Source organism: Psychrobacter fozii (assembly GCF_003217155.1).
Taxonomy (GTDB): domain Bacteria; phylum Pseudomonadota; class Gammaproteobacteria; order Pseudomonadales; family Moraxellaceae; genus Psychrobacter; species Psychrobacter fozii.
The window spans coordinates 23,916-36,853 of the sequence record NZ_QJSU01000004.1; the positions used below are offsets into that span (position 1 = coordinate 23,916).

At 43.6% G+C, this 12,938-nt stretch carries 10 protein-coding genes; 5 read left to right on the forward strand and 5 right to left on the reverse strand.

Annotation, left to right across the window (positions count from 1 at the left end; all coding sequences use genetic code 11):
* Nucleotides 1-35 precede the first annotated feature (35 nt).
* Complete coding sequence (locus DFP82_RS06230) at nt 36-2,081, reverse strand: hypothetical protein (RefSeq protein ID WP_110922874.1); 2,046 nt, start codon at nt 2,079-2,081, stop codon at nt 36-38.
* A 391-nt stretch (nt 2,082-2,472) separates the two neighbouring features.
* Between DFP82_RS06230 and ggt the strand changes: the two genes are divergently transcribed.
* The 5 genes from ggt to cysE all read left to right on the forward strand — a co-directional run bounded on the left by ggt (nt 2,473) and on the right by cysE (nt 11,161).
* The gene (gene ggt, locus DFP82_RS06235) at nt 2,473-4,440 is read left to right on the forward strand and encodes a gamma-glutamyltransferase (RefSeq protein ID WP_110922875.1); all 1,968 of its coding nucleotides are present in this window, start codon (nt 2,473-2,475) and stop codon (nt 4,438-4,440) included.
* A 294-nt stretch (nt 4,441-4,734) separates the two neighbouring features.
* Nucleotides 4,735-8,433, forward strand: a complete 3,699-nt coding sequence (gene dnaE / locus DFP82_RS06240; RefSeq protein ID WP_110922876.1) for a DNA polymerase III subunit alpha — start codon at nt 4,735-4,737, stop codon at nt 8,431-8,433.
* A 178-nt stretch (nt 8,434-8,611) separates the two neighbouring features.
* Nucleotides 8,612-8,989, forward strand: a complete 378-nt coding sequence (locus DFP82_RS06245) for an Hpt domain-containing protein (protein ID WP_110922877.1) — start codon at nt 8,612-8,614, stop codon at nt 8,987-8,989.
* Nucleotides 8,990-9,859, forward strand: coding sequence for an RNA methyltransferase (locus DFP82_RS06250; protein WP_110922878.1), 870 nt, complete (start codon nt 8,990-8,992; stop codon nt 9,857-9,859).
* Between the two features lie 462 nt (nt 9,860-10,321).
* Nucleotides 10,322-11,161, forward strand: a complete 840-nt coding sequence (gene cysE, locus DFP82_RS06255; RefSeq protein WP_425450595.1) for a serine O-acetyltransferase — start codon at nt 10,322-10,324, stop codon at nt 11,159-11,161.
* Nucleotides 11,162-11,168: 7 nt separating this feature from the next.
* Here the strand turns inward: cysE and DFP82_RS14685 are convergent, their stop codons facing one another.
* The 4 genes from DFP82_RS14685 to DFP82_RS06270 are packed head-to-tail and all read right to left on the reverse strand — an operon-like array spanning nt 11,169 to nt 12,813.
* On the reverse strand, nt 11,169-11,312 hold the full coding sequence (locus DFP82_RS14685) for a hypothetical protein (RefSeq protein WP_181416258.1): 144 nt from the start codon (nt 11,310-11,312) through the stop codon (nt 11,169-11,171).
* Entirely contained in the window at nt 11,312-11,812 is a 501-nt protein-coding gene (locus DFP82_RS06260) for a hypothetical protein (RefSeq protein ID WP_110922880.1), read from the reverse strand. The genes DFP82_RS14685 and DFP82_RS06260 overlap by 1 nt, the downstream gene beginning before the upstream one ends.
* The gene (locus DFP82_RS06265; RefSeq protein ID WP_110922881.1) at nt 11,812-12,306 is read right to left on the reverse strand and encodes a hypothetical protein; all 495 of its coding nucleotides are present in this window, start codon (nt 12,304-12,306) and stop codon (nt 11,812-11,814) included. The genes DFP82_RS06260 and DFP82_RS06265 overlap by 1 nt, the downstream gene beginning before the upstream one ends.
* Before the next feature lie 39 nt (nt 12,307-12,345).
* Complete coding sequence (locus DFP82_RS06270) at nt 12,346-12,813, reverse strand: hypothetical protein (protein ID WP_110922882.1); 468 nt, start codon at nt 12,811-12,813, stop codon at nt 12,346-12,348.
* Nucleotides 12,814-12,938: the final 125 nt, after the last annotated feature.

Sequence of the window (12,938 nt, forward strand, 5' to 3'; positions counted from 1 at the left end):
TATGGGCTTGAACCGACGATAGTGCTAATGACGCTCTATCGGTTGTCCGTATCATCTTCAGCATCGTTGTAGTCTTCGCTATAATCAGTGTCATAGTCATCATAATCACTAGAATCATACTCTGACGCATCACTGGCATAATCGTCACTGGCATCAGTATAATCACTATCGTAATCATAACGGGCATAACGGGCGGTATCTAGCCTATCTTCTGCTTGACGTTGTTCTGCCATCCACGCATTGCCATCGATAGCAAGTTTGGCGTTTTCACCGAAAGATTCTGCCAATAAAGGCGTTAATACATGATTTTTAAAAATGGTTTTATCGTAGCGCACCTGATTTAATACAGTGGTGGTAGATCCCATCAAATCACCGCCAATATTCATGCGCTGTTGCTTGGCAAGCAGACGGTCTGAGTTGTCTAAATAGTAGTAGTTTATTTGATTAAACGAAATAGGACCGATGGCCTCAATCAACTGTAATAGCGACCCCACATCTGCACTTTGATAGCCCTTATTGTATAGCTGCAATTTATCAATGGCTGTTTTTAGCATCGCACCATCAGGATACTTTTCTGGATTGGCATCGACATAATCTTGTAATGACTTGGACATGTACTTCAGCGTTTTACCGATCATCTCACCGCTTTGTTGACTACCGAAATATACTTTTACGGCTCGGCTAGCGCCAACTTCTTTGGCAAACCGATCATTACGAATATCGACCGCGCTAAAATGCTCAGGCGCCAGCTCTGCCATACTGTCCTGTATCGCAGAAATCGCCGCATCATAAAGTACTGCTGGCGGCAGTTGTTCCGTGATACTCTCGGGCAAACCAAAACTGACGGTATGCGATGCCATCTCATTAGGTAGTGGCGTATGGTCAGGATTGGCAATTGCCATGATGGGCATAATGACTGAAGGATCGACTGTGATACGACTGTTGTCAAAATCAAGCGCGAGTGGTATTTGCACCGATGCGCTAATCGTTGGTGTCACATAATCATAGCTGTAGACGCTTTGTATTTGTCGCTGCTTAGGATTGTATTGACTGACACTGCTGAACATGAGGTTTTTATATTGATATTCATTTGATGCAGCTATCTGCTCAGGCGTACGATTCATCATATTGAGTAGCTTGCCAATCACGCCTGCTGCTGAAGAAGAACCTGAAAACTCATCTTCTACATTAGTAGTCTCTCCTCGCTGCTTAGCCGCTTGCATGGCTTCATATTGTTCTGTCATGCTTTTGGGGTTTAATTCTGATAACTTTGAAAAAGCACTGTCCGATTCATAATCATCGGTTTCATAGGCTTCTGTAGCATAGTCACTGCGACTATAACCGTTTTCATCATAGCCATCTTGGTCGTAACCTTCATCATCATAGCCGTACTCGTTGTATCCGTCTTCATTGTAGCCATACCAGTCATAGCCATTTTCATCATATGCAATGTCATCTGACTCCTCAGCATATTCTTCGACGACGACTTCATCTGCAGCATCGACATAACTATCATAATCTGATTCAGCTTCATAAAAGTCCCCGTTATCTGAGTCGTAGTCCGAATCATAGTCGCCTGAGGTTTCTTTTTTATAAACATAGGTCTCTAAAATAGTCTTAAACAAACTGCTAGCGCCGGCATCGATACTGTCTGGACTAATAAAAGGGGCTGCTTGATAGTTGGCTTGCGAGACTGACACATGCTCAGTGGTCAAATGCTGACGAATAGCGGTCAATAAATGTGACTTGGCTTGATTCTCTGTACTGGGATATTTTTCTTGGTCAAACAGCTGGGCATAGCGCTCAGATTTGGCATGTAAACTGGCATTAAATGCACGGCCCTGTGCTTGGCTTTGTGCGGTATCTGCCGTTTCAAAATCAATCATCTTTCCTGATACAGTAGCAGATGATAAGACGGTCGGGTTTGATTGACAGCCTGTCACCATAGTCGTCGCACCCACAGACAAAATGGCACAGCCAGCAATCATTATAGACTGACGCTTACTAGTGCTCGATGATTGGTGAGCGGATGATTGAGGTAAAGTTGGCTGGTCATTTTTACGAAAAATAGGCGGTGACATGAGACTTCCTTAATCTAAGCTGACAAACAATTGTAAGTATCGTATTGGTAGCGTTATTTATATCACAAAACATTACTAGCTAGCGATAATAGCGCAATTTTTCATTTAGTTTCCATAAATCATTGGGTTTCACCATCCTATTTATTCACTGAACACTTAAAACGCTCTCGTATTAGACAGCTATCTGTCTCTATGAAAATAAAAAGCTGTAGCACAATGAACAAAATATATTTTAAAACCACCATTTCTTCATATTTTTATAGACATATGTAGATAGCAACTCCCTATTCTCATGTTATTCTGTTATTTTGCGTGACATACCTCTCTATAATCTACCTATTGCTTGTCTATATACTTGTTGATTAACTTCTCTCATAAAAAGGAATTTACGATGTCACACCTGCCCTCACACTTACATCATGCTACTCAGCAACCCAAACTCAAGAAAAAGTTATTACTTAACCATAGGACGCTACTGATTACTGGGGCGTTATTACTGTCTGTATCCGCTCATGCGCTGGAACCAATGGCATCGACTAATTCCATTAATAACAGCTCAATCAATAACACCTCAATTAATACCAGTGCAATAAACCTAGCCGTAATGGCTGATAACCCAACCGTACTATCTGAAACCAAACGCATTACGACCACCAAATCAAGTAAGCTCACCGCTACGACTAACACGACTAATAACACAAATGGTGACCAAGCCATTTATTCTGCTGATGCCATTCATCATCCAGTATGGGCAAAAAATGGCATGGTTGCCACGCAAGAAGCGCTCGCTTCAGATATTGGGTTACAGATTCTTAAACAAGGCGGTAATGCCGTTGATGCATCGGTTGCCGTTGGTTTCGCATTGGCTGTTACTTTGCCACGTGCCGGTAATATCGGTGGCGGCGGGTTTATGATGATTTATGATGCCAAACAGGGCAAAACAGTGGCGTTAGATTATCGTGAAAAAGCACCCAGTAGTGCCTCACGTGACATGTATCTTGATGCCGAAGGCAACGCCGTCAGCGACTTGTCTCGTTATCATGGTTTAGCCGTTGGTGTACCGGGCACAGTGGCAGGACTGCTCAAAGCGTTAGATGAACACGGCACGATGAGCCGCGGGCAAATCATGGCCCCAGCGATTGCACTGGCAGAGGACGGTATCGAAGTCACAGCAGGATTGTCCGAGTCGCTCACCGCCTTAAGTGATCGCTTGCAAAAATGGCCCAGTACTAAAAAGGTGTTTTTTAAACCCGACGGCAGTGTCTATCAACCGGGTGAACGCTTAAAGCAGCCAGAGCTTGCCCGCTCGCTGAAGCTGATAGCAGCACAAGGGGCTGATGGATTTTATAAAGGAGAGACGGCCAGTAAAATTGTCAAAGCTGTCAATGAAGCAGGTGGCCGTATGAGCCTACAGGATTTGGCCAACTATAATGCCGTGGCCCGTACGCCTGTAAAAGGCAACTATCGTGGTTATGAGATTGTCTCTATGCCACCTCCTTCTTCTGGTGGCATTCATATCATTCAGATTTTAAACATATTAGAAGGCTATCCACTCAAAGACTACGGACAAAACAGCGCCCAGACCATTCACTTAATGGCAGAGGCCATGCAATTGGCTTATGCCGATCGTGCCGAATATTTGGGTGATGCTGATTTTGTAGATGTCCCTGTGAGCGGTCTAACAGCCAGACCGTATGCCGATAAACTGCGCACATTGATTGATCCCAATAAAGCCACGCCAGCCGCGACCATTAAAGCCAATAACCCGCTACCGTACGAAAGCGATCAAACCACGCATTTTTCTATCGTGGATAAAGACGGTAATGCCGTCGCCAACACCTATACGTTGAATTTCTCTTATGGCACTGGGCTGGTTGCTGATGGCACAGGTATCTTATTAAATAATGAGATGGATGATTTTTCTGCCAAACCTGGTGTGCCCAATGGCTATGGACTATTAGGCGGTGAAGCGAACAGCGTCGAAGCGGACAAGCGACCGCTGTCTTCTATGAGTCCAACGCTCGTATTCAAAGACAGTAAGCCTTATATCGTCACTGGCAGTCCTGGTGGTAGTCGTATTATTACGACCGTGACGCAGGTTATCTCTAACGTGATTGATCACGATATGAATATTGCAGAAGCCACGCATGCCCCGCGCATTCATGATCAATGGTTGCCTGATGAAATCCGTATCGAAAAAGCATTAAATATCGATACCATCAAAAAGCTCGAATCTATGGGGCACACGGTGAGTCCGCAATCAGCCATGGGTTCAACGCAATCTATTATGATTACGCCAAGTGGTGTTTACGGCTCGTCTGATCCACGTATCGTTGATGCAGCTGTGGTTGGGTATTAAATTAAACCATTCTAATTATCAACAATATAGCCCTCTGCACTTCATTGTGTTGAGGGCTTTTTAATACTATTTCTAACCGAATATAAGCCGCTTACTGACTTTATCTCACTCAGATTAAACCCTTTGAATCAGTGGCTGTCTGCGGCAAATAATGCTATTATTAACGACCTGATTTGAAACCAGAAAATACGGTGAACAACATATTTTCAGACTAAATTAAAATCTTAAGCCATTGATAATTAAAAATTTATTTCTTATCAGCCTATTTTCCGATCGTATCCGTAAGAGTCTTCTATGGCATTTGTACATCTTGGCATTCACAGCGAATATTCAATTACTGATTCTATCGTGCGTATTAAGCCGATGGTTAAAGCAGCGGCGGCTGACAATCAGCGCGCGCTGGCATTGACCGATTTATCCAACCTTTATGCTACAGTGAAATTCTACCGTGCCTGCCTAGGCGCTGGTATCAAGCCTATTATCGGCAGCGAAGTCATCATGGAAAATGAAGACACACGACTGACCTTGCTGGCGATGGACAACGAAGGTTATCAAAACATTACCCGTATCGTATCTCTTGGCTTTACCGAAGGGCGTGCCGATGATGCCAATCACGGTGTGCCAGTGGTTAAGCGCAGTCATATTTTGGAACATGCGGCAGGCGTGATTGTATTATTTACCGAAAAATCCGATGTCGGCCAAGCATTGGTTAGCTCGATGCCAGAAAAAGCTGATGAACTGATTACCGAGTGGCAGTCACAGTTTGCTGATCGATTATATTTTGCCATCAAGCGCACCAGTCGCTCAGGCGAAGACGCCTTTATTCAGGCTGCTATTCACTCGGGTGCCAAACACCACATTTCTATCATCGCGCACAACGATGTGCGGTTTTTGGAGCAAGATGATTTTGATGCCCATGAGGCACGTGTCTGCATTGCAGGCTCTTATGTTTTGGCTGATCTCAATCGTCCACAGACTTACTCTGATGAGCAGTACCTAAAGACTCAAGCTCAAATGGAGCAGCTATTTGCTGATATTCCACAGGTTATTGATAATACCTTGCGCTTAGCCACCCGCTGCAATGTGACGTTGACACTAGGCATTAACGTCCTGCCCGACTTTCCTGTGCCTGAAGGTGAAACGATTGAATCGTTCTTTCGGGCAGAGTCTGTACGTGGTCTAAATAATCGCTTGGATAAGCTATTCCCTGTCGCCGAGCGTACTGAACATTGGAGCGACTTTCGCCAGAGGTATGACGAGCGCCTAGAATATGAGCTTGAGATTATCCTATCAATGGGGTTTCCGGGTTATTTCTTAATCGTTATGGACTTTATCCGTTGGGCGAAAGCCAATGGCGTACCCGTTGGACCGGGTCGTGGTTCTGGTGCTGGCTCGCTGGTCGCTTATGCGCTAAACATTACCGACCTTGACCCTATCCACTACGATCTATTATTCGAGCGCTTCTTAAACCCTGAACGCGTATCGATGCCCGATTTCGATATTGACTTTTGTATCGAAGGTCGTGACCGAGTCATTGATTATGTGGCACAAACTTATGGCCGTGACGCGGTCTCGCAGATTATTACCTTTGGTACCATGGCGGCAAAAGCCGTGGTGCGTGATGTAGCTCGGGTACAAAGCAAGTCGTACTTCCTCGCTAATAAAATATCTAAGCTGATTCCTAAAACACCCGGTATCACCCTCAGCCAAGCGCTTGAGCAAGAGCCACAGCTCAAAGACTTAATCTCTAATCCTGACAATATGGATTATGAAGATGCCATTGAAGTTTGGGAGATGGCAATCAAGCTAGAAGGGGTCTGCCGAAACGTCGGTAAGCATGCCGGTGGCGTACTGATTGCCCCGCACAAGATTACTGACTTTAGTGCCATCTATTGTGATGATGAAGGACATCGCGTCAGCCAGTTTGACAAAGATGATGTCGAGGCCGTTGGGCTAGTGAAGTTTGACTTCTTGGGTCTGCGTAACTTAACTGTCATCAATGCTGCGGTTGAGAACATAAACTTGCGCCGTGTTAAAGAAGGCAAAGACGCATTAATCCTAGAAGACTTGCCGTTAGATGATAAAAAAGCTTATAAGCTATTGCAAGACGCCAAAACCACTGCTGTCTTTCAGTTAGAAAGTATGGGTATGAAAAAGTATCTGGCCAAATTGCAACCGACCAATATCGAAGATGTCATCGCCATGTGTGCGCTATATCGTCCCGGTCCGCTCGATGCGGGCATGGTAGAAATGTATATCGACCGTAAGCATGGTCGCGAGGAAGTCATTTATGACCATCCCAATCTTGAGCCGATATTAGAAAACACCAACGGCGTTATTGTCTATCAAGAACAGGTGATGCAAATATCACAGGTCATGGCGGGATATAGCTTAGGCGGTGCTGATATGCTACGCCGTGCGATGGGTAAAAAGAAACCCGAAGAAATGGCAAAGCAGCGTGACATCTTCGTCACTGGTGCCACTGCGCAAGGCATCGATGAGGTCACCTCAGGTGGCGTATTTGATTTGATGGAGAAGTTTGCCGGTTATGGTTTTAACCGATCGCATTCTGCCGCTTATGGTGTCTTGGCTTATCAGACTGCCTATCTAAAACAATACTACCCTGCCGAATTTATGGCAGCGGTCTTAACCTCTGATATGAACAACACGGACAACGTGGTGTTCTTTATCAATGACTGCCGCGAAAACTTTGAATTGACCGTGGTGAATCCATCAGTGAATCGTAGTGAATGGCACTTTGTTGCTGATACGCCAACCAATATCATTTATGGCTTGGGTGCTATTAAAGGCGTTGGTGAAGGTGCGGTTGAATCTATCGTGGATGCACGCCGCCGCGAAGGCCCTTTTAAAGACTTATATGATTTTTGCCGCCGTGTGGATATCAAAAAAGTCAATAAGCGCACGCTTGAAGCATTGGTCAGCGCGGGCTGTTTTGATGACTTTGCCGCAATCTTACGACCTGACTTGCCAGCCGATGAAGCTTACGAGATTCGCGGGGCCTTAATGAGTCAACTGCCAAGCGCCGTACAGGCCGCTGAACAAGATCGTCAAAACCGTGAAATCGGTATGATGGATTTGTTTGGTGAAATGGATGGTGTGGTCGCCGCACCGCCACTCGTCATGACACCAGAGCTAATCTGGGGTGACAAGCATCGCCTAAAAGCAGAAAAGAACACCTTGGGACTGTACTTAACAGGGCATCCAATCAATGAATACTTAGAAGAGCTCAAACGCTACACGTCAGGTGCTCGACTCGATAAACTGACAGATACTGGTTACAACGGTAGCTGCTATTTTGCAGGTCTAATTATCGATATCGCAAACTTTGGTACTCGCAACGTCATTACCTTAGACGATGGTACCTCAAGGTTAGAAGTCAGCTGCTATGCAGAGCGCTTTAACCGCGTAAAAGACCAGTTAAAAGTCGACGAAGTGGTTATCATTAAAGGCAGTATTCGTGAGCGTGACGGTCGTCTCTTTGCCCGTCTTGATAGTGCCATGAGTATGGTTGATGCGCGGCTGCGTTGGCTCAAAAAAATAAGCATTAAAGTTCATGGTAGCGACATTAAGTTGCTCATGCATCTACAACCACTACTCAAATCAGCACAAGCCGACATCATACCTGCACCGCGCTTGGCTTATAATAGCGATCAGGATGAGCAAGACAGTAACAGTGGTAATGGCGCTTACGATCCTGCGATGGGTGGCAGTTTGTACGATGAAAACGGTAATGATTTACTGGCAGTAGACAATGGCAGCCCTACCGACCAGAATTATGCTAATAGTGCCTTAAGCAATACGGACACTTCTATTAATGATAATTGCCTACCGCTTGGGCTGAGCATTTATGAAGCGTTTGGTATTGCTAATGTGGGACTATCCGAGCATTGGCGTATCTACCCTAACGATGATAATTTACAGCAGTTGAAAAACTTGATTAGTGAAGACAACCTACACTTTCATTATAGTTAATGTCTTCCGTAGCTTAAAAAACTATTATCGTTAATCAAGGGCACGCTCAATACATCTTATAGTCTGTTCAATATAATTTAGATACAAGGAAGCCGAGCGAGGCTGACACCGTATTCAATTTATAGAGGATTTGACTATAACCTTATTGCTTTAACTTTTAACAATTGGACATAACACCATGGAAAATAACCCAAATAACAATATGACTCAGCAAACTGAAGAAATTATCAATCATGAGCAGTTTGAAGACATGCGTGACCTGCTCGAAGAAGACTTTGCCGACTTAATACAAGTGTATCTTATAGACAGTAAAAAACGTGTCGCAACGCTGCGAACTGCTCAGCAAGAAAACGATCATGCCAATGGCTATGAGACCGCTCATGCCCTAAAAGGCGCTAGTGCTAACTTGGGAACGACTCAATTGGTCAAGCTTAGTAGCCAATTACAAGAGTGCTGCCGTGAGCGCCGTATCGGTGAGCAGGCCGCACTTATTGAAGACATCGCAGCCGCATTAGAACGCGCTGCACAAGAAATAAACTTAAGATTGGAGCAATAAATGCGTAGCGAGACTCCATCATCTGAAGCATTAACACCTCTCTCAGAACCGTCGGCTCATAGCGTGAGCGATTACCTAGACGCTGTGCAAGTTGTCATGGTCAATACGACTTTGCCTGCTAATATTGGTTCAGCAGCACGCGCAATGCACACTATGGGGCTCTCGCACCTAACGGTCGTTGAGCCCAAACTGCCGATTGATGACACCAGTGTCTCTCATGCCGCAGGTGGCAGTGAGCTGCTTTCATCAGCGACTATCACCCCAAATCTTGAGTCTGCTATTGCAGACTGCCAGATCGTGTTCGCAGCCAGCAGTCGCAGCCGTCACTTGCCTCGACCTGTGGTCACACCCACGCAGGCAGCCAAAATCATGTTCGACTTTATTGATCAGCAAGAAACAGCCATTCACGGTAAACCAAATATCGCTATCTTATTTGGTCGTGAAGATCGCGGTTTGACCAATGAAGAGTTGGCTTATGCAGATTATCATATTCAAATCGATGCCAATCCTGCTTATCCTGTATTGAATGTCGCATCAGCAGTGCAAGTGATCGCCAGCTTTATCTTTGCTTACGCACAGACGCACACGAAGATAGCTGATAATCATTCAAATACCGATGTCAGTACAACTGCTCAGCCAATGATAGATATTCATTTGCGTCAGCAGTGGGACGAGCCAGCCATCACTCAGCAGCAACTACTACAGCTCACTCAGCGTATGACTGACCTCATGGTTCAGCGTAATTTGGCAGATAGCGAACATCTAAAGTCATTGCCATCACGACTGTCTAGACTGGGTTCGCGTGTACAGCTTGATCAAAAAGAGTATCAACTACTAAGTGCATTGATTGCCAAACTGTCGAAAAACTAGATGTCTTATCTAGGGCGTGTCATCATTTAGATTGTGTGGCTTAAAATGAGAAAAATTGCAGTCAAACAAGGAAGAACTCGCCGTAAATATGAACATATTGACAAGATTTCTGACGATGTTTGACAAAATTTAGCCATTTTAAGGCCACTAAATGTATCAATGTGCTAATTGATGACATGCCCTAGGACTACTACCAAATATAAAATCGATACTCACAAACTTATATTATGTGATGGGTTTGTGAGTATTTAATAGCTCATCACTATATTTTATCGTGTAAAACTGCTATAACTTGAAAGACCTGAGCGTAAGTGCAACCCAATATTTACGCAGACTTAATAACGATTAAAATCTAACAACTATAAATGAAAGAGATCGCTATTTCAGTAACGACACTCTACCGACAAATAGATAGGACGCTTTATGTCATTGCCAACCAAATTTTTGAAGACGCTTACCAGCATCAAAAAGGATTTAAAAGAAGATATCGATGCGGTATTCAAACGTGATCCTGCTGCACGTAATAGTCTGGAAGTTATATTAACCTACCCTGGCATCCATGCGCTTATCTTACATCGCGGGGCGCACTGTCTCTGGAATAACGAACAAAAACTGGCGGCACGTGTGGTCTCTTATGGCTCACGTATCATTACGGGTATCGAGATTCATCCTGCTGCCAAGATCGGCAGACGATTTTTTATCGATCATGGTGTCGGTGTGGTGATTGGTGAAACGGCTGAGATTGGCAACGATGTCACCTTATACCATGGCGTTACCCTCGGCGGTGTCTCATGGAATAATGGCAAACGCCATCCCACGCTAGAAGATGGTGTGACCGTTGGCGCTGGTGCAAAAGTATTGGGCCCATTTACAGTCGGTAAAAACGCAAAAATCGGCTCAAATGCCGTGGTGGTAAAACCTGTACCAGCAGGTGCTACGATGGTTGGCAATGCAGCTCGCATGATATCGGATCATCATGATGAAAAAGGCAATCCAATTGTCGAAAAATCACCAGACGCTAAGTCACAAGAAAAAATAGCAACCTCAAAACAAGCTACTGCACGCGATACGGCATTTCAGGCTTATGGTATTGATCCAACCTCACAAGATCCCGTTGCAGAAGCGTTTGCTAAAATGCTAGAGCACATTCAGCAATCAGAAAACCGCCTCGATCAACTACAAGCTGCCATGTGCAAAATCGACCCTAACTTTTGCAAAAAAGAATATGATAAATTGTGCTTAGAAGAGTTCGATGTGATTGGTAAAGATGAGGCTGATGAGAGAAGTTCTAAGCAGAAGTAAGTTTTATTTAATATGCTGCATCATCAGCGGCGCCTTCGATGCTTGCTGATGCTTGCTGAATAATGTCTTTTAGCTCTTGAATCGTGAACTGCTTATCAGCATTGTTAATATAATCAATCAACTGCTGTCCTGACATCTCATTAATATTCATTAGTAGTATTTCCCGTAGTCGTTAGGTGCTGCCATTTTGTATGAGATAATAGGATCTTCCCAAAAATCTGGTTCAGCGTCACCTGTTAAGTAGTATCCACCTTGCCTACCCAAATCAACAACTTGTTCACAAATCTGTTGAATATCATTTTCAAGGGCTTTGGAGCAATACAGCACCACAAACTGTTGCTCACGGTTATCATCTATTGAATATATTTCATAAGGTGGCGGCATAGGAAATCTATCTTGCATGATTAATATAGAGCCGTCTTTATCCAAGTAAACAAACCAATCTGATATTTCATTTCCTCTTTCGTAATTCTCCATATAGCGAAATACCTTCCATGTTTTCGCTACATTAGGTTCTGCTAAAGTCGCACCTCGTCTATTATCATAATGTCGTATTAGCCACTTTTCAGCCTCTGGTGAGCTATAGAGTTCATCGAAGTCTTCCTTTCTAGCCCTCCGGTATATATATTTACTTATTTCATTGATATTCATTATAAATCTCTTCCTGTATCATTAGGCTCTGCCATTCTGTAAGTAACAATTGGATCAACCCAATAATCAGGTTCGGGTTTTCCTGTTAAGTAGACGCCCCCTTGGGTGGCAATATTAACCACCAACTCACAAATCTTTTGAATCGTATTTTCAAGCGATTTAGAATAAAAAAGAATAACGAACTCTTGCTCTCTATTGGGATACATAGGGTGTTTATCGTTTTCTAATGGCCATCTATCTTGCATGATTAATAAGGAACCATCTTTTTCCAAATACATAAACCATGCTGCTGTATCATAACGTTCGAAATTTTCTGAAAAACGAAACAACTTCCACTCTTCAGACGCTATAGGTTCTGCTATGCTTTCCTTTCCAACATCGTTGTAGGTCTTTGGACCCTGATAGTATGGAATTAGCCATTTCTCAGCATCTCTCGAAGCATATAATTGATCGATATCTCGTTTGGTGATTTCTCTATAGATATAATCACTCATCGTATTCTCTTTTAATCATTGGTTTAAAAGTGGCTAGAATTAACGAAAGTGCCGCTGCTTGCTTTCAATAAATGTATAAGTTCTACTCATAGCGATACGTTTTATCTCTTCAGGCAACCCCTTAAGATTGTTTCCCGTTAGCGTTTCTCCACCATAAATAAGCGCTTGCGTCATTACTTCTTTAATGTGAGGCAGGCCTTCCCGCAATATAGAAGAACAATAATATATGGATAGCTCATAACCCTCTGCTGTTTCAATGATAGTGCAGATGCGTCCCTCAAATAGATAAGCGTAACGTGGCGATTCTCCCTCTAGACCCGAAAAACCGCCCAAACTAAAAATCATTTCTCCTGTTTGCTTTACTACGGTCATACTCCCACCATTTTCAACTCTGTCTTCGGCATGTTGTCTGTCAAAAAATATACCATAGAGCGCTTCTTTAACATCTGGTGAAGCGAAAAGTAAATCTAAGTCGTCGTCCGTAATTTTTCTAAATATAAAAGTCATTCAACCTTACCCTTCTGAAAAATATAATGTAGATATGAAAGATTCATAAAGAACTTAGCCCAAAACATCGATCCTACACCCTCGAAATTCAATCATTTAACTGTCAGTATTTTGACGCTATAGAT